Annotated in this window: 15 protein-coding genes; 8 read left to right on the plus strand and 7 right to left on the minus strand. The window is 68.4% G+C overall.

Annotated features, from left to right (window positions below; genetic code table 11):
• Window positions 1-23 precede the first annotated feature (23 nt).
• Together MYSTI_RS26845 and MYSTI_RS26850 are read left to right on the plus strand one after the other, a co-directional pair.
• Window positions 24-1,478 carry a pyridoxal phosphate-dependent decarboxylase family protein gene (locus tag MYSTI_RS26845; protein ID WP_015350952.1) on the plus strand — a complete coding sequence of 485 codons (1,455 nt, stop codon included), beginning with the start codon at window positions 24-26 and terminating at the stop codon, window positions 1,476-1,478.
• A 145-nt stretch (window positions 1,479-1,623) separates the two neighbouring features.
• Window positions 1,624-4,578: a tetratricopeptide repeat-containing serine/threonine-protein kinase gene (locus tag MYSTI_RS26850; protein WP_233277966.1), complete on the plus strand. Its 2,955-nt coding sequence runs from the start codon at window positions 1,624-1,626 to the stop codon at window positions 4,576-4,578.
• Window positions 4,579-4,594: 16 nt separating this feature from the next.
• Here the strand turns inward: MYSTI_RS26850 and MYSTI_RS26855 are convergent, their stop codons facing one another.
• The 3 genes from MYSTI_RS26855 to MYSTI_RS26865 all read right to left on the minus strand — a co-directional run bounded on the left by MYSTI_RS26855 (window position 4,595) and on the right by MYSTI_RS26865 (window position 6,914).
• On the minus strand, window positions 4,595-5,485 hold the full coding sequence (locus MYSTI_RS26855) for a haloalkane dehalogenase (protein ID WP_015350954.1): 891 nt from the start codon (window positions 5,483-5,485) through the stop codon (window positions 4,595-4,597).
• Window positions 5,486-5,505: 20 nt separating this feature from the next.
• Window positions 5,506-6,306, minus strand: coding sequence for an RNA polymerase sigma factor (locus MYSTI_RS26860; RefSeq protein ID WP_015350955.1), 801 nt, complete (start codon window positions 6,304-6,306; stop codon window positions 5,506-5,508).
• Between the two features lie 104 nt (window positions 6,307-6,410).
• Entirely contained in the window at window positions 6,411-6,914 is a 504-nt protein-coding gene (locus MYSTI_RS26865) for a YfbK domain-containing protein (RefSeq protein WP_015350956.1), read from the minus strand.
• A 277-nt stretch (window positions 6,915-7,191) separates the two neighbouring features.
• Here MYSTI_RS26865 and MYSTI_RS45530 point away from each other — a divergent pair, with 277 nt between their 5' ends.
• Entirely contained in the window at window positions 7,192-8,565 is a 1,374-nt protein-coding gene (locus MYSTI_RS45530; protein WP_015350957.1) for a M57 family metalloprotease, read from the plus strand.
• A 70-nt stretch (window positions 8,566-8,635) separates the two neighbouring features.
• Here the strand turns inward: MYSTI_RS45530 and MYSTI_RS43935 are convergent, their stop codons facing one another.
• Window positions 8,636-8,794 (minus strand): hypothetical protein, encoded by a 159-nt coding sequence (locus MYSTI_RS43935; protein WP_169558666.1) that lies wholly within the window; start codon window positions 8,792-8,794, stop codon window positions 8,636-8,638.
• Between the two features lie 330 nt (window positions 8,795-9,124).
• Here MYSTI_RS43935 and MYSTI_RS26875 point away from each other — a divergent pair, with 330 nt between their 5' ends.
• Together MYSTI_RS26875 and MYSTI_RS26880 are read left to right on the plus strand one after the other, a co-directional pair.
• Window positions 9,125-10,054, plus strand: coding sequence for a hypothetical protein (locus tag MYSTI_RS26875; protein WP_015350958.1), 930 nt, complete (start codon window positions 9,125-9,127; stop codon window positions 10,052-10,054).
• A 55-nt stretch (window positions 10,055-10,109) separates the two neighbouring features.
• Window positions 10,110-10,712 carry a hypothetical protein gene (locus tag MYSTI_RS26880; RefSeq protein ID WP_015350959.1) on the plus strand — a complete coding sequence of 201 codons (603 nt, stop codon included), beginning with the start codon at window positions 10,110-10,112 and terminating at the stop codon, window positions 10,710-10,712.
• Between the two features lie 94 nt (window positions 10,713-10,806).
• Here the strand turns inward: MYSTI_RS26880 and MYSTI_RS26885 are convergent, their stop codons facing one another.
• On the minus strand, window positions 10,807-11,697 hold the full coding sequence (locus MYSTI_RS26885; RefSeq protein ID WP_015350960.1) for a LysR family transcriptional regulator: 891 nt from the start codon (window positions 11,695-11,697) through the stop codon (window positions 10,807-10,809).
• Window positions 11,698-11,759: 62 nt separating this feature from the next.
• Here MYSTI_RS26885 and MYSTI_RS26890 point away from each other — a divergent pair, with 62 nt between their 5' ends.
• The 3 genes from MYSTI_RS26890 (at window position 11,760) to MYSTI_RS26900 (ending at window position 14,392) form a co-directional block, all read left to right on the plus strand.
• Entirely contained in the window at window positions 11,760-12,476 is a 717-nt protein-coding gene (locus tag MYSTI_RS26890) for an SDR family oxidoreductase (protein ID WP_015350961.1), read from the plus strand.
• Window positions 12,477-12,629: 153 nt separating this feature from the next.
• A complete protein-coding gene (locus MYSTI_RS26895) occupies window positions 12,630-13,313 on the plus strand; it encodes a LysM peptidoglycan-binding domain-containing protein (RefSeq protein ID WP_015350962.1) in 684 nt (227 codons plus the stop codon).
• A gap of 248 nt (window positions 13,314-13,561) precedes the next feature.
• Entirely contained in the window at window positions 13,562-14,392 is an 831-nt protein-coding gene (locus tag MYSTI_RS26900; protein WP_015350963.1) for an AraC family transcriptional regulator, read from the plus strand.
• Here the strand turns inward: MYSTI_RS26900 and MYSTI_RS26905 are convergent.
• Both MYSTI_RS26905 and MYSTI_RS26910 read right to left on the minus strand, forming a co-directional pair.
• Complete coding sequence (locus tag MYSTI_RS26905) at window positions 14,367-15,335, minus strand: MBL fold metallo-hydrolase (RefSeq protein ID WP_015350964.1); 969 nt, start codon at window positions 15,333-15,335, stop codon at window positions 14,367-14,369. The two genes, MYSTI_RS26900 and MYSTI_RS26905, sit on opposite strands and share 26 nt — an antisense overlap.
• A gap of 795 nt (window positions 15,336-16,130) precedes the next feature.
• Window positions 16,131-16,406 carry a hypothetical protein gene (locus tag MYSTI_RS26910; RefSeq protein WP_144370158.1) on the minus strand — a complete coding sequence of 92 codons (276 nt, stop codon included), beginning with the start codon at window positions 16,404-16,406 and terminating at the stop codon, window positions 16,131-16,133.
• Window positions 16,407-16,416 lie beyond the last annotated feature (10 nt).

Here is a 16,416-nt window from a genome sequence, read left to right on the forward strand (position 1 = left end):
CTCGCGCATTTCCTGGAGGCCCCATGACTCTCGACGTCGACCTGCCACGGTTCCGCAAGCTGTTGGAGCGCTCATGCGAGCAGGTGCTCTCGCTCTACGAGACGCTCGGTGAGCGGCGGGTCACCCATGCGAGCCCCCCCCAGCTCATCGCGGACCGGTTCACCCGCCCCTTGCCGGTGGAGGGACGAGCCCCCGAGGAGGTCCTCGCCTCCGACATCCCCTTCATCTTCGACCACGCCACGCTCAACATCAGCCCCCGGTTCTTCGCGTACGTGATGTCGGGCGGAAGCCAGGTGGGAATCATCGCGGAGCTGCTCTGCGCCGCCTTGAACGTGAACTCCGCCAAGTGGCACCTCGCCTCATCGGGCGCCGAAGTCGAGCGCGCGGTCATCCGCTGGCTGTCCGCGTTCATCGGTTACCGCGAGGACGCGGGGGGCGCGCTGGTGAGCGGTGGCAGCGAGGCGAACCTCTACTGCCTCCGCGTCGCCCGAGACGTGAAGGCGCCCGACGCACGGGAGGAGGGATGTCGCCAGGAGCGGCCCCTGACGCTCTATGCCTCCACGGAGACCCACGCCTGCGTCACCAAGTCGGTGGAGATGCTCGGCCTCGGGAGCCGGAACCTGCGGCGAATCCCGGTCGATGCACACTTCCGCGTCGACGTGGCGAAGCTGGAGGAGCGAATCGTCCAGGACCGGGCCGCGGGCCTGCAGCCGTTCTGCATCGTGGGCAGCGCGGGGACCGTGAACACCGGCAGCGTGGATGACCTCGACGCGCTGGCGGACGTGGCCGCGCGCCAGGGGCTCTGGTTCCACGTCGATGGAGCCTATGGGGCCGCGGCGGCCTCGGTGGGCCTCACGCGAGAGCTGTTCAAGGGGCTGGAGCGCGCGGACTCCATTGCCCTGGACCCGCACAAGTGGCTCCAGGTGCCGTTCGACGCGGGCTGCGCGCTGGTGCGGGACTGGGCCAGCCTCCGCCATGCCTTCAGCTACGCCGCCCCCTACCTGAAGGCGAAGAGCGACAGCGCGGAGCGCTGGGATTGGATGGGCCACACCTTCCAGCTGTCGCGCGGGTTCAGGGCACTCAAGGTCTGGATGCAGTTCCAGGTGCATGGGAGCCGCAAGCTCCTGGGCGTCATCGAGGACAACGTGCGCCTCATGCGGCGGCTCGCCTCGGAGTTGGATGCATCGCCAGACTTCGAGCGGATGGCGCCCGTCCCACTGTCCATCGTCTGTTTCCGCTACAAGCCTGTCACCGGGCCCGCGCTGAGTGACGAGGCGCTGGACCTCTTGAATGACCGGCTGCTCGAGGAGTGCGAGCGGCGTGGGAGCTACTTCCTGACAGGCACGAAGCTCCAGGGGCGCACCGCGCTCCGTGCATGTCTGGTCAATCACCGCACCACCGAAGCGGAGACACGGGGCCTGCTCGCGCACCTGCGCGCCGTAGGGGAGGAGCTGATGCGTCGTCAAGAGGGGGTCTAGACGCGTCTGGAATTGCTTGCCCGCGAGGTGCCATCCTCGCACACGAGAGCGTGGGTGCTACTGTCCGCGCCGGCATCGACAGCCGGTGCTGAAATCCCTCTCCGGACGGACTTCCCCCATGCGCTGCGTCAGTGAAGGCACCTTCATGAAGCTGCGGTCGGGCGAGCTCGCAGCCGAGGTGCTCGCCGAGGTGAACGCTCACCTCTCCACCTGCCTCTCGTGCAGGGCGCGCATGAGCGAGAGCTCGACGGAGTCAAAGCCAGACTCGAGCAGCGGGCACGCCACTCCGTCCACGAACGACAGCCTTCACCCGGCCCCTGAGCTGGAGAAAGGCACCGCCGTCGGCCGCTACCGCATCCTGGAGAAGCTGGGCGCGGGCGCCATGGGCGTCGTCTATGGCGCGCTCGACACGGAGCTGGAGCGGCGCGTCGCCCTCAAGTTCGTGCGCTGGCAGTCGATGGAGCGGGCCCCGGAGAAGGCTCGCGCGAACGTGCTGCGCGAGGCTCAGGCCATGGCCCGGGTCTCACACCCCAACGTCGTCGCCATCTACGACGTCGGCACCTTCCACGAGCATGTCTTCCTCGCGATGGCGCAGGTCGAGAACCAGACGCTGGGCGACTGGCTGAAGGCGACACCTCGCACCTGGCGGCAGGTGCTCTCGGTGTTCCTCGCCGCGGGACGAGGCCTCGCGGCGGCACACGACGCGGGCGTGGTGCATGGCGACTTCAAGCCCGGCAACGTCCTGGTGGACTCGCGCGGTCGCGTCCATGTCACCGACTTCGGCCTCGCGCGCCTCGCCTCGTCCCCCGGAGAAGATCTGCCCCGCGACAGCGGAGCCTCCAGCGAAACCGGGTCCTCCTCACTTCGCGGCGGCACTCCCGCGTACATGGCCCCGGAGCTGCTCTCGGGCCCATCCCATGCGGGCCCTCTCAGCGACCAGTTCTCCTTCTGCATGGCGCTGCACGAGGGGCTCCATGGCACGCGTCCCTCCGCGTCCCCACCCGCGAGCTCGCACGTCCCTCCCTGGCTGCGAGCCGTGATGCTGCGCGGGCTCGCCCCCGCTCCGGCGGAGCGCTTCCCCTCCATGGCGGCCCTCCTCGCCGCGCTCCAGAAGGGCAGCCTTCACCCCTGGCGGCGTCCCCTGCAGCTCGCGGGCGCGGCGGCGCTGCTGGCCATCGCCGTGGGGCTGACCCATGCCGTCCACCTCCGGAGCCCTTGGGCCTGCGAAGGAGCTCGAGAGGAGCTCGACAACGTCTGGGGGCCGCGACAGCGAACCACGATTCAGGCGGCCTTCCTCGCCACCGACAGACCCTACGCCCTCGCCGCCTGGGGGCGTGTCCTCCAGGAGCTCGAGGCCTATGGCAACACCTGGGTGGCCGAGCGCACCGTCACGTGTGAAGCCACCCACGCACCTCACGCACAGCCACCGGAGCAAGCCGCGTGGCGCATGCGCTGCCTGGACAACCGGCTGGCGGACCTCTCCGCCCTCACCCAGCTCCTCTCCCAGGCGGATGGGAAGACCGTGGACGCGGCCCATCGCGCGGCACAGAGCCTGCCCTCTCTCGCCGGCTGCGTGCGCCCGCACACTCCCGAGGGTGAGGCCGAACCCGCGGGCCCTCCGAAGGATCAGGCCGCGTTGCAGGCCACCCTCGCCAAGGGCCGAGCGCTCCTCGCCACCGGTCGCTACGCGGAAGGTGTCGCGCTCATCGAGCCGGCGGCGCTGCTCGCGAAGAAGACGGGCCACCGACAGGGTGTCGCGGAGTCCTCCCTGTTGCTGGGCGAGTTGCTCGAGGGCGCCGGGAGATGGCGTGGCGCGGAGGCGGCGCTCTTCGACGCCCTGGACGCGGCGGAAGCCACCCGCCTGGACGCGCTGGCGACCCGCGCATGGATTCTGCTGGTGCGGGTGTCCTGTATCGGCCTGGACGAGTACGACAAAGCCGCACTGTGGAAGGAGCGCGCCACCGCCGCCCTGGAGCGACTGGGGGATGGCCATCCCCTGGCGCGCATCCAGCTCCTGACGTACACCGGAACCCTGCTGCGGATGCAACGTGACTACGTGAGGGCCGAGGTCCAGCAGGAAGACGCGCTGCTCCTGGCGGAGAGGACCTTCGGCGCCAGCAGTCTGGAGGTCGCCGACGTGCTCCTCGAGCTCGGCGCCACACAATGGCGCTCCTTGCAGCTGGCGAAGGCGCGCACCACCTTGGACCGCGCCGCTGAAATCGCCCGACGCGTGCTGGGGCCCGAGCACCCGGAGTTCGCGCGAATCCGACTGGCGCTGGTGCCCGTACTCTGGGAGGCCGCTCAGCTCGAACCATCCCAGACCCGGGGGAACTCGGCGCAAGCCCAGGAGGGCCTCGAGCTGGGGGAGCGCATCGCCCGCGAGTCCCTGGGCATCCTGGAGCGCTCGCTCGGTCCCGAACATCCGCGCGTCTACGACGCCCTCAACGACCTGGGCACGACGCTCACGACGCTCGAGCGGCCCCTGGAGGCACTTCCCATCTACGAGCGCGCGTTGACCATCGCCATCAAGACGGACGGCGCCGAGAGCCAAGGGGTGGCGGTCATCCGCAGCAACCTGGGATGGCTCTACAACACCCAGACCGAGTACGAGCGCGCGCGGGAGCACTTCCTGCGTGTCATCGCCATCCGGGAGAAGCTCCACGGCCCGCGCGACGCGGAGTTGGTCCACGCCCTGCGCATGGTCGCGCGCAGCTACGGCAAGCGAGGACTCCTCGAGGAAGCCCTCCCCCACAGCCTGCGTGCCTCCGACATCCAGTCCTCCCTTCCCGACGACGTCGCGGGGCTCTGGACGCTCACGCAGATAGACCTGGGCCAGCTGTACCTCGGGCTGCGCCGGTATGACGAAGCCATCTCCCAGCTGGAGAAAGCCGTCGCCGGCTGGGACAAGGCCAGACCCCTGTCGGGGCAGCGCGCGGAGGTCCTCTTCCTTCTCGCCCGTGCCCTCGGGGAGTCCGGCAAGGACCCCAAGCGCGCGCTGCGATTGGCTTCCGAGGCACGCCGCAGAGCCAGTCTCGATGACCCTTCGCCAAGGGTGGTGAGGACCATCAATGCCTGGCTCGAGGAGAACACGCGGCGCTGAGACAACCGCAGGGGCCTCAGCGCGACTGCCGGCGGAGCCAGTCCGCCAGCCCCTGTCCGATGGCGTGAGGATGGTCCTCCTGGATGTAGTGCAGGCCCTGGCCCAGCTCGATGACCTCCAGGCGTGGCAGGTTCTCCCGGCACCACGCCACGAGGGGTGGAGGCAGGAGCACGCCCGGCTCGACGGCGAAGAGCAGCTTGGGCAGCGGTGAGCGGCGGAGCGCCTCGCGGTAGCGCACGACGATGTCCGCGACGTCCGCGGGGTGGCCGTCGATGGGAATCTCGTTGGGCCACGCCAGGGTCGGCCGTCGCGACGCCCGGTCCGGGAACGGCGCCCGGTAGTGGGCCAGCTCCTCCGGCGTCAGCCCGCGCACGACGGAGCCCGGGAGGACCTTCTCCACGAAGACATTCTGGTCCAGCACCAGCGACTCGCCGACCCCGGGCGTGCGGAACGCGCGGAACAGGTCTCGCGCCTTGGCGGGGAACTGCTCCCAGCCCGACAGCGGCGACAGGAACGCCTCCATGAAGGCCAGCCCCTGGACCTTGTCCTCGTTTCGCATCGCCCAATCCAACCCGAGCGCGGAGCCCCAGTCATGGAGCACCAGGGTGATGCGCTCGAGGCCCAGCGCGGAGATGAACCCGTCGAGATAGCGGGCGTGGTCGGCGAAGCGATACGCCAGGTCCGGCTTGTCCGAGCGTCCCATGCCGATGAGGTCCGGCGCGATGCAGCGGCCCAATCCCTTCACATGCGGGAGGATGTTGCGCCACAGATAGGACGACGTGGGATTGCCATGGAGGAACAGGAGGGGGTCGCCCTGCCCTTCATCGACATACGCCATGCGGGAGCCATGGACCTCGACGAAGCGGTGGGTGAACGGGAAGTCGGCGGAGATGAGGGGCGGAGTCATGGGTGTGCGTCGGGTCCAGGTCAGTGGAGTGAGCCGAGCATCGAGCGCAGGGTCGCGACGAAGTCGGTGCGGTTCGTGGAGGCGGGTTCACTTCGGTAGAAGGCGGTGACGCGTCGGAGCTCCGACAGCGTCGAGAGGCGGGCGCGCAGGGCGGGGAGGCTCTCGTCCGGAAGCTCCGCGGGCTCCACGCGCCCCTTCTCGAGCGCACGGCCCAGCCGTCGATGACACGCGCATGGGGCCGAGGGATTCACGACGCCGCACTGCTTGTTGAGGAAGTCGGACAGCGCGGTCCGCGCGCGGCTCAGGCGCTTGCGGAAGGCGGCCGGCTCGATGTCGAGAATCTCGGCGGCGTCGTTCGAGGGGAGCTCGAGCAGCTCGCCGAGGACGAAGGCGATGCGGTGGTCCGCGTCCAGACACTGCAGCAACGCTCGGCCACAGCGCAGCTTGAGCTGCTGGTGGAGGATGGCGTCCTCGGTGCGTTCGACGGCGTGCTCGTCCCGGCCTTCGGCCAGGTCCTCCGCGAATGCTTCGAAGGAGGTGTGGGCTCGCCGCTGGCGGAAGTCGAGAATCCTGCGGACGGCGATGCTCCAGGCCCAGGTGGAGAAGCGTGACTCGCCCCGGAACTGGGCCAGGCGGGTCATGATGCGAATCAGCGACTCCTGGGTGGCGTCCTCCGCGTCCTGACGGTCCAGCAACATGCGCAGGGCGACGTTGTAGATGGGGCGCTCGAGTGCGCGGACAATCGACTCGACCGCGCGGGCATCGCCCTCGGCGGCTTGCGCGACCTGCTCGTGCGTCACGTCCGAAAAGGTGTTCGTCATGGTTTCGGCGGATTAGACCGCCGCCCCCAGGACGCTGTGACCGGAGTCCTTCGTTTTTTCCGTGCACGCGCACCGGCCGTCCGGCTGGCCTGGCGCGGAGGGAGTCAGGGAGGGCTGGGGGGCACGGAAGGAGTCGACGGCGTGAGCTCCCCCGACTCGTACACATCCTCGCGAGACGTCATGGACAAGAGCAGGTCTCCCCACAACGACAGCAGCGCGTCGTAGTTGAACAGACGGGTCCAGTACGAGGCGCCGTCACGCGGTTTGACTTCGCCGAGCACGGTGAAGGGGGCGCCCATGCCCACCTCCTCCGCATCCACGGGGTCGTCGCGGAACGGCTCCTGCAGCGGCATCCGGTTCTCGTACTTGAGCAACACGTCCGAGGAGACGACCTTCGAGTCAGACTCCACCTGGGGCGTGCCGGGGAGGCTCTCGAGGTTGTAGAGGCGTCGGACGAACTCCGGGTCCACCGTGACGGCCGTCGAGCAACTGGCGACGTCCATCGTCGCAGGATGATCAAGGACGCCGACGTCCCCCTGTTGCGCCAGCCCGGGGAGAGGGCCCAGCAGAAGGAGCCCACACAGCACTCCTGGGATGACCGTCTTCATGGAGGACACCTCGCAAGCAGCGAAAGGTCGCCATCCTCCGGAGACGGCGGCTCGCGAGTCGCACGAGCGACTCTCCGCTCCATCATGGTTCCATCATCGCGGCGGCGCTCGCTCGGGAGTGCCGGAGCCCCCTTCCCGCCCACACAGCTAAATCAAACTATTCATGAATTTCAGATTGTATGCCTCTCTGGCCGGAAGGATGCTCCCGAGGCTCCGCGCGGTCGCTGGAATCCCAGGCCGGCGGCGCATTCCTCGCAGTCAGAGACTCGGAGCTCCCATGTTCAAGAAGACAGCCGTCATTGCTGTCACCTGTGGCGCATTGCTGGCCGGGTGCGGTGGCGATCCTCGGGCGGAGCAGGCGGTGCAGGACGAGATTGTTTCCAATCTGCTCCAGGCGGGGTTTCCCGCCCACGACATCCTGGTCTCCGACGGTGACGTGTACGTGGGCCGTGACGCCCACGTCACCCTCGAGGCCTCGCGCGAGATGCTCCAGGCGCCCCTCGCGAGCGAGGAGCAGTACCGCACGACGAACCAGGTCGGCACGGGTGTGACGAAGATCTGCGTCAATCCCACCGCGGACTTCAACACCTACAACATGCTGAGCCAGGGCCTGGACCTGGCCATCGCCAACTACAATGAGCGAGGGCTGCGGCTCACCTTCGCGCGCGGACCGAGCACCGGCTGTACGGCCAACATCACCGCGCAGACGATGGGTGGCACAGGCGGCTCCGCGGGCTTCCCGTCGGGCGGCCTGCCCTATGGAATCATCAACATCGGCACGGGTCTGAACAGCTACAGCGCTGACGTGAACGAGCACGTCATCACCCACGAACTGGGCCATGCAATCGGCTTCCGCCACTCGGACTATTACAACCGAAGCATCAGCTGCAACGTCGGCGGTGACGAGGGAGACGCGGGCGTGGGCGCCATCCACATCCCCGGGACTCCCACGACGGCCGTCGTCGGCGGCTCGGTCATGAACTCCTGCTTCCGGGACTCCGAAACCGGAGAGTGGACCGGCTCGGATATCACCGCGCTGAATGCGCTCTATGGCACCAGCGGGGTCGCGAGCTGCGCGACCTACAACGTCCCGTCCTACCGAGGGCAGAACGGCACGAGGATTCAGTGCACCTGCGCCGCCGCGACCGGCGGCACGGTGTGGGGGACGGACGTCTACACGGATGACTCCAGCGTCTGCGACGCCTCGATTCACGCGGGAGCGATTCCCGCCAGCGGTGGAACGGTGACGCTCACCATCCAGCCTGGACAGAGCAGCTACACGGGCAGCACGCGCAATGGCATCACCACGAACGCCTACGGCGCCTGGGGCGGGAGCTTCACCGTCAGCGGCCAGACGCCCGTCGCGGCCTGCTCGACCTACAACTTCACCTCCTACCGAGGACAGAACGGAACGCAGATTCGATGCAGCTGCCCCGCCGTGAGCGGAGGCACGGTGTGGGGGACGGACCTCTACACGGATGACTCGAGCGCCTGCGCGGCCGGAGTGCACGCGGGTGCGATTCCCGCCAGCGGCGGGACCCTGACGGTCACCATCCGCCCGGGGCAGAGCAGCTACACGGGCACCACGCGCAATGGCATCACCACCCTCTCCTACGGTGCCTGGAGCGGGAGCTTCTCCATCAGTCCGTAACCATTCCAGACACGCGAATGACAAGGCCCTCTGGGAGCTATCTCTCAGGGGGCCTTGCCTTGTCCGCGCGTCAGTCGCAGACGGTCGCCTGGAAGGTGTCGTCGTAGAAGGACGCCCACGCGCGGCGCACGATGCAGCCCGCCGGGGCCGAGGCATTCACGCCCGGCGAGCAGGTCTGCCACGTACCGTTGGCCCCCTGCTTGGCCGCCCGCCTGTTCCTCCCTTTCATGCGCAGGGGCGTGCGACCTGGCGAGCAGGAGCGCCTCTCCGGAGGGAAGGCCCGGCAGCCCGTCGCGCGGGAGCACCCGGTGTCTCAACGTGTGTCTTGGCTCGTGGGAAACCACGCAGGGATGCAATCCACCCCGAGAGCAGAAGACTCAGGCGCACCTGGGGGAACGGATTCATCCCGGAAGCACACTTCTTCCCAGCACGAGCCGCTGCCACCCCCTTCGGCAGCGGTGCCGAGGATGCGCCGCCCTTCGCGTCGTGTGGCACAGCGAATGAAAGACGTCGCACACGGAGCCATCGCGGCTCGAGCAAAGTCCAAGTGAGGCAGCATATGAAGGCGTGGGGTCGTTTCTGTGCGCGGGCGGTGCTGTGCTGTGGCTTCGGATGGGCGAGTGCCGCGGGGGCCCATGAGTTGACGTGCGAGAAGAAGGTCAACGGAGCCCCCGTCGTGGTGGCCTCCACGTTCCCCTTCATCGCGACCTACAGCTTCAAGGTCACCAACGTCCACCCCACCCTGCCCTCCATCCTCCTGTCCGCCACGGACAGCATCCTCACGAGCGAGGGCTTCGAGTTCACGCCCGCGCCTCCCGTGAGCATCCCGGTGAGCGGCTCGCTCACGTCATTCTTCCCACTGACCATCGACAGCTTCAGCGACTGCAAGCTGCTGGCGATTCTCGACGGGACGGATGACCTCAGCATCGACAACGTCTTCACGGCGACCTTCGAAGGCGGGGTGGCCATCTGCTCGGCGCGCGTCGTCTGCGAACAGCCTCCGCCGCCGCCCGAGTGCACCCACGCGACTCGGACCCTGGGCTTCTACAAGACCCATATCCCAGCGCTCGAGCAATGCCTTGCACTCGGCCCCATTCCACTGGGAGCCATCGGGACCATCACCACCCTGCCCTCGGCGGAAGGCATCCTCTGGGGAGACCCGGCGAAGTATCCCGACGACACGCCCCGAAGCCAGTTGGACCGTCTGCGCTTCCTGCTCGCTCGCCAGACGCTGGTGGCCACCTGCAACCAGCGCCTGTTCGGCGCGACGCCGACTCCGCCCACCCTCATCACCGCGGCCGTCACCGCATTGAACGGAACGGACTGCACCGCCATCTCCGCCCTCATCCCGCAGGTGGATGCGTTCAACAACTCCTGTGATGCCGCGTCGTTCCCGCCTGGGTTCGTGCCAGGACCCGCCACGCCCCAGCTCGCCGAGAGCATCGCCGTCGACCCCACGTCTTCTTCGGGCCAGACCTGCTCGCCCTGAGCGACTCCCCCTTTCCAGGAACGAACTCGCATCAAGCTCGAGAGGAATCTCCACCATGAAGAAGCAATGGATGCTGTCCCTGTTCGGAGCCTCGGCGCTGGCGCTTGCCCTCACCGCCTGCGGGAGCGCGGACAAGCCCCGGAGTCCAGAAGTCGCGCCCCCCGCTCCGGAAGCGCCTCCGTCCCCGCCAGATGCCACGCCGACGATCCCCGAGCCGGTCCCCCGCGCGGAGCCACCCGCGGAGCGCCGCTTCGAGCTGCGCATGCGGGGCCTGGGACTCGAGGGATTCACGTCCATGCGGCTGCCCATCTCGGAGGTGAGTGTCACCACGATGGAGGGCAAGCCCCTGCCCGTGTGGCAACGCGCGAGCGTGCTGGAGCTCGCGACGGCGGGGCACTCGCCGCTGCTCGCGCATTTCGATGTGCCAGCGGACCTGGAGCGAGTCCGAATCACTGTCTCCTTCGCGGACCTGGGCGAGTTCGACCGCCATGGCAAGCACGAGAAGCTCGAGGCGCGAGGGGCGCCGCTGAGCTTCGAGGTCAAGGTCAGCGACCTCGCCATGAGAGGCCGCGCGGTGCTCGCGTTGGATGCGGCGCGCTCGGTGGTCCCCTTCGCCTCCAGCTCGGTGGTGATTCCCAGCGGCGTCTTGCAGTTCTGAGCACCGTGAAGAGACACGTCGCCGGCCCGGACGCTCCGGCGCAACACCCTCGCGCAGGACAAGGAGTGTCTCGAACCCCGAGGTGTCTCCCCCCTCAGCCATGCTCCATCACCCAGTCGAGTGCCCGGCGCGCTCGCGTGGAGAGCTGTCGGCGTGAGGGATAGACGGCGAAGACCTCCCGGGGCTCGAGCGTGCGTCCCTTCACGGCGATGGGCACGAGCGCCGGGCCCTGGGCCTCCAGCATCTCCCTGGGCACGCTGACCACGCCCAGCCCCTCCAGGGCGGCGCCCAGGGCCACCCTCGGGTCATTCACCGTGGCGCGGACCTGGCGGGGCCGCACCTCGTCCACGCCGCCGTCCCGGCGTCGCAGGCGCCACACACCTCGAGGCAGTGTCAGGACCGCCGGCACCTCCTCGAGTGCGGCACACGTCACCTCCGCGCGTCCCTTCAAGTGCTCGCGCACGAAGCGAGGCGAGGCCGCGAGCACGGACTCGATGCTCCACAGCCGCCGTGCCACCAGCTCGGCGTCGCGGATGGGCCCCACGCGGAAGGCGAGGTCGAAGCCCTCTTCCACCAGGTCGACCAGGGCATTCGTGAGCACCAGCTCCACGTCCACGCGCGGGTGCCGTGCGGCGAAGGCGAAGAGCAGCGGAGCGAGTCGCTGGGCCCCGGAAGTCACCGGCGCGGTGACTCGCAGCTTGCCCGCGGGCTCCTCGTCCCGGTCCACCGCCTGGTCGAGGACCTCGCCCAGCTGGTCCAGGAGCGGCCCTGCTCGCCCCAGCAGCCGGCTCCCTTCCGGCGTGAGCCCCACGCGTCGCGACGTGCGCTGCAGGAGCCGGGTCCCCAGCTGCTCCTCCAGGAGCGCCACCCGGCGACTCACCGTGCTCACCGGAATGCCCAAGCGCTTCGCGGCCTCTCCGAAGCTCAGCTGACGGGCCACGGCCACGAAGATGCGCAGGTTCTCACTCGCCATCATTCCACCCATGGGATGCAGCCTTCCACATCGTCCCATGGTTGCAACCGCCCCCTTTCGCTAGTCCTTGGGGCATGAACCTCGAACAACAGCATGTCGTGGTGGTGGGTGGTTCCTCGGGCATCGGACTCGGCGTGGCCAAGGCGGCGCTGGAGCAAGGGGCCTCGGTGACACTGGTGAGCCGTTCGCACGAGAACCTGGAGCGGGCCGTGGCCGCCTTGGGAGCCCCGGGCCGGGTGCGCACGCAGGTGGCGGATGCGACGCGGGAGGACGACGTGCGCCGGCTCTTCGGGGCGCTCCCCCCGGTGAACCACGTGGTCGTCACCACGGTGGAGGCGCACTACCTTCCCATCCGGCAGATGGACTTCGCCCTGGCGCGCCGCGTCATCGACTCGAAGCTCATGGCCGCCTTCCATGTGGCCAGGCACGCGCGGCTCCAGCCGGGTGGCTCGCTCACGTTCACGACGGGAATCGCGTCGGTGCGCCCCTCTCCGAATGGCTCGGTCATCGCGGCGGTGAATGGCGGCATCGAGTCCGCCGTGCGCGCGTGGGCCCTGGAACTGGCGCCGGTGCGAGTGAATGTCCTCTCACCCGGCTGGATTGATACCCCCATCTGGGACGCCCTCGCGGGCGACGCCAAGGCCCAGCGCTTCGAGCAGCACGCACGCCGGCTCCCCGTGGGCCGCATCGGCACGACCGCGGATGTGGGGCACGCCGCCGTGTTCCTGATGACCAACGGCTTCACCACGGGCGACGTGCTGCGCGTGGATGGCGGGCATCCGCTGGTCTGAGGACCCGTGAGCCCCTCAGAGCCTGTATCAGCCTGAGTCACGTGAGGCGTACATCCTGGGTGGAATTCTCACAGTTTCGTAAACAAGCATCAAAACTGCGGGGCGGGCCGCAACTCCTCGGGGATAACCCGGAGAATAGGGGCAGGAGATCACATGACCGACTACCGCACGACATCTCGGAACCGCCCCCGTCCCCCCCAGGACTACGTCATCCAGAAGGGTGACACGCTCTCCGCGCTGGCGGCGAAATTCGGTACCACGGTGGATCAGCTGGTCCGCGACAACAACATCTCGAACCGCGACCTCATCTTCACCGGCAACAAGCTGAAGATTGGCCACTCCACGACGGACTCCTTCCAGTCGAGCGGGAACCGCCAGGGCATCCGCGGTGGCAACAGCCCCGTGGGTGGCGGCGATGATGTGGGCGGTCCGACGGGCGCTGGCCCGAGCAACGCGTCGGCGGCGATGCGTCGGCTGGCCGATGCGGCGCGTCAAGCGGCGATGGGCATGGGCGGCTACAACAGCCAGGGACTCTGCGCCACGGGCGTGAGCCGAGCCATCCGCAACGCGCTGGGCATCGGCGTGTCGGGCAACGGCAATCAAATCGACAACAACCTGCCGCGCGACAAGTTCAAGCAGGTCAACATGTCGCTGGAAGAGGCGCTGAAGATTCCGGGCCTCGTCCTCACGTGGGAGAGCACCTCCACGCGCCTGGGCAGCATCTACGGCCACACCGCCATCACCACCGGCGACGGCCACACGTCCGCGAGCGACTTCATCGAGCGCAACACGACGAACAACGGCCGCACGGGCTTCAAGGTCTTCATGCCCATCTAGCTCCCGGCCCACACCGGTGATGCTCCCGAAGGCCCCGGGTCCCTCAGCGGACCTGGGGCTTTCTCTTTTCCGGGTGACACCTGGAGCAGCGCGCATCCGGGCGCGGGAGCACCGCGACTCGAGACTCCAGCCCGGCAAGCGGGGCCCCTGTCACGCACCCGAGGGAACACGGCAGGGACAGGCACGTGTACGGTGGGCCCAGGCGCGGTGAGCCCTCTCGCCACTCCGCGCCCGAGGAGGGAGGAGCCGTGCCCAAACCGCTGGTGGACGTGGACTCGGCGCCCGCGTCCGCCTTCTGTCTCACCGACGCGCTGTCCCCCTCCACCTCCGCGTGGCACATCCACCGTCGCCATCAGCTCCTCTACGCCGCGAGCGGCGCGCTCCACCTCGAGGTCGCCGAAGCCCAATGGCTCTTGCCTCCCCAGCGTGCCGCCTGGATTGCCGCTGGGATACGCCACCGCGTCCGCACCACCCAGGCCGCCACCCTCTGCACCGTCTACCTGGAGCCATCGCGCGTCCCGGCCGCGCCCCAGGGCGACTGTCACGTCTTCGTCCTTCCGGCTCTCGCGCGGGAGATGCTGCTCTATTCCACCCGCTGGGGCCCCGAGCGCTCGCCTCGCGACAGGGTGGCGGAGAGCTTCTTCTCCACCCTCGCGCACCTGCTGTCCGAGTGGAGCGCCGAGCCTCGTGATTGGAAGCTGCCTCGCGCCCGCACGCCCGAGTTGGAGCGCGCCATGGCCTACACCCTGGCGCATCTCGCCGACCCCATCACATTGGCGGGCGCGGCGAAGGCCGCGGGTCTGTCCCAGCGCACCCTCGCCCGCCGCTTCGAGGACGAGGCCCACACCTCCTGGCGCCGATTCCTTCATGACGCCCGAATGCTGCGCGCCATGGAGTTGCTCGCGGAGGACGGCGCCCGAGTCACCCAGACGGCCTACGCGGTGGGCTTCGAGAGCCTCGCCGCCTTCACCCACGCATTCACGGCCTTCACCAGCGAGCGCCCCCGCGACTTCCTCCGGCGGGTGGCTCGAGGCACCGTCCCACTCCCCTCGGCTACCCGCCGCAAGCGACGCGGTTGACCAGGCCATACACGCCGTAGCCCACCAGGTACGGCAGCACATGGTCCGGGAACGCCGCCGCCGCGCGCTTCTCCAGTTGCGAATAGTGCGCCGGCGCCTGCTCACCGCACAATTCCCGCTGGCGCTCGCCGAGCTCCGCGGCGTACGCCTCCACCAGCGCCACCATCCCATCCAGGTAGCGTCGCTGCGCGGCAATCGCCTCCGCCACGGGGGCGCTGTCCCCTCGCCCGCCATGAACGGTGGCACGCGGCCATGCGGACAGCTCCTCCAGCGCCGCCTTCCACGACGCCACGTCCTGAATGACCTTGCCCTCGCGGACGCCGCCCTCCAGCCACGCATGCGCGCCGTGGTGGACCAGGTCGCCGACGATGAGCGCCTCGCTCGAGGGAACGTACGCCACCGTCTGCGTCACGGTGACACCTGAGTGCTTCAGTTCGGTCAGCTCCACCTTCGCGCCCCCTTCCAGCGGCAGCGAGTACGTCCCCGAGAAGGTGACATCCACCGTGGCTTGCGCGGGGTAGGTGTCCTCGGTGAAGGCCTTCGCCACATTCACCCAATAGAACTTCTTGTAGGCGTGCACGGCGGGAATCGCGGCGGCGGTGGCCTCGCTCGCCACCACTCGGGCCCCCGCGCGCTGGAACACCGCCGCGCCGTTGAACTTGTCCGGGTTCGGGTGGGTGATGACCACGTAGCGGATGGGGCGGTCGGTCCTCGCGCGGATGAACTCGAGCAACTTGTTCGCCTCGGCCTCCGTGAACTGGGCGTCGAAGACGATCACCTCCGCGCCCGTGTCGAAGAAGAACGAGTGCGTGTCGAACCCGCTCGCGTCGCTCGTGTAGCGCTCGAGCCGCGCGTCTGCCAGGCGCGCCTGCGTTCCCGCGCAGCCGACTCCCAGCAATGCCCCCACCAACAGCACCACGGACTTCATCTTGGAGAAACGCATCGTCGTCATCCTCTTCGTGTTGAAAAGCCGGGCACCCGAAGGCCCCGGCGAGTGGAGAGGAAGATGCGCGCATGGCGGTTGGCGTGCTTGCGCGTATCAGCCACCTATTTGCTCCTATCCGCCACGCGAAATCGGGCGGCCGGAGTGCCCCAGGGATTCACAAACAAGGACAAGAGAGGGTTTGTCCCGAGCGCAATCAATCGCTTCGCAGCGGGCACTCGAAACAATCTGACGGAGGGCTCCGGGACGCTACTTTCCGAGCGCGCCATGGCCGAGACCGATTCGAGTCAGCATGGCGCAGTCAACGTCACCCTGCGACTGTACTCGCCGAAGCCGGCAGCCATCAGCGCGGATTGGGAGCCGCCCATCATCGCGCGAGCGAGGTGATTCCCGACGGGTCGGGCGCGAGCGCGTGATTCGCGCCCAGGCCTCCGGTGAGAGTCCAGGACATCAGCCAGCGAGGAGTACGGGGCTTGAACCCGTGGGCAGGACGATAGGACACCCCAAGCAGGACGCGCTGTTACCCCTATCACCTTGATTTCCCTCGGGCTCTTCCTCCCGCCCCATCCCGCGTAGCTCCCCGGTGTGCCACCTCGAACCACGCTGGAGGGGCACACTGGGGACACATGCGGCCTCACAGGGGCAACTCGCTCACAGGCACGAACGGCCCGAGTCCTCCCGGCCTCGCCCGGCTCACGAGCTGTCCGAGGGAGGCTGGCGGTGGCAGAGTCGTATTGCCTGCCAACTGCCACAATCTAGGGCTCGGCGTGCCTCCCACGCCCGTGGCTGGCCGCTTCATCGCCTCCTTGCGACTGCTCTCTTCTCGTCGATGGGATAGGAGATATTCTCGCCGGGGCCCGTGCCACTCACCACCGCCGAATGCTCGCCCTGGGCGACGTCGAAGAAGAAATACTCGTCACCGCTGCCCTCCCACACCAGCGGCTTGCCGCCTACAATCATCCCTACTCCATCGTTGCCGCTGGCGAGGAAGTGAAACTCGTCCTTGCAGATGAAGCTGGAGGCGACCTTCAAGAAGCGCGCGTAGAGAGCACCGATACGGGCGATGCCCAACGGCGACAAC

It is taken from the genome of Myxococcus stipitatus DSM 14675 (assembly GCF_000331735.1).
Lineage (GTDB): Bacteria > Myxococcota > Myxococcia > Myxococcales > Myxococcaceae > Myxococcus > Myxococcus stipitatus.

Bases quoted from the DNA above. Each gene is read 5' to 3' on its own strand.
- MYSTI_RS26845 (WP_015350952.1), top strand. From the start codon at position 24: ATGACTCTCGACGTCGACCTGCCACGGTTCCGCAAGCTGTTGGAGCGC.
- MYSTI_RS26850 (WP_233277966.1), top strand. From the start codon at position 1,624: ATGAAGCTGCGGTCGGGCGAGCTCGCAGCCGAGGTGCTCGCCGAGGTG.
- MYSTI_RS26855 (WP_015350954.1), bottom strand. From the start codon at position 5,485: ATGACTCCGCCCCTCATCTCCGCCGACTTCCCGTTCACCCACCGCTTC.
- MYSTI_RS26860 (WP_015350955.1), bottom strand. From the start codon at position 6,306: ATGACGAACACCTTTTCGGACGTGACGCACGAGCAGGTCGCGCAAGCC.
- MYSTI_RS26865 (WP_015350956.1), bottom strand. From the start codon at position 6,914: ATGAAGACGGTCATCCCAGGAGTGCTGTGTGGGCTCCTTCTGCTGGGC.
- MYSTI_RS45530 (WP_015350957.1), top strand. From the start codon at position 7,192: ATGTTCAAGAAGACAGCCGTCATTGCTGTCACCTGTGGCGCATTGCTG.
- MYSTI_RS43935 (WP_169558666.1), bottom strand. From the start codon at position 8,794: ATGAAAGGGAGGAACAGGCGGGCGGCCAAGCAGGGGGCCAACGGTACG.
- MYSTI_RS26875 (WP_015350958.1), top strand. From the start codon at position 9,125: ATGAAGGCGTGGGGTCGTTTCTGTGCGCGGGCGGTGCTGTGCTGTGGC.
- MYSTI_RS26880 (WP_015350959.1), top strand. From the start codon at position 10,110: ATGAAGAAGCAATGGATGCTGTCCCTGTTCGGAGCCTCGGCGCTGGCG.
- MYSTI_RS26885 (WP_015350960.1), bottom strand. From the start codon at position 11,697: ATGGGTGGAATGATGGCGAGTGAGAACCTGCGCATCTTCGTGGCCGTG.
- MYSTI_RS26890 (WP_015350961.1), top strand. From the start codon at position 11,760: ATGAACCTCGAACAACAGCATGTCGTGGTGGTGGGTGGTTCCTCGGGC.
- MYSTI_RS26895 (WP_015350962.1), top strand. From the start codon at position 12,630: ATGACCGACTACCGCACGACATCTCGGAACCGCCCCCGTCCCCCCCAG.
- MYSTI_RS26905 (WP_015350964.1), bottom strand. From the start codon at position 15,335: ATGCGTTTCTCCAAGATGAAGTCCGTGGTGCTGTTGGTGGGGGCATTG.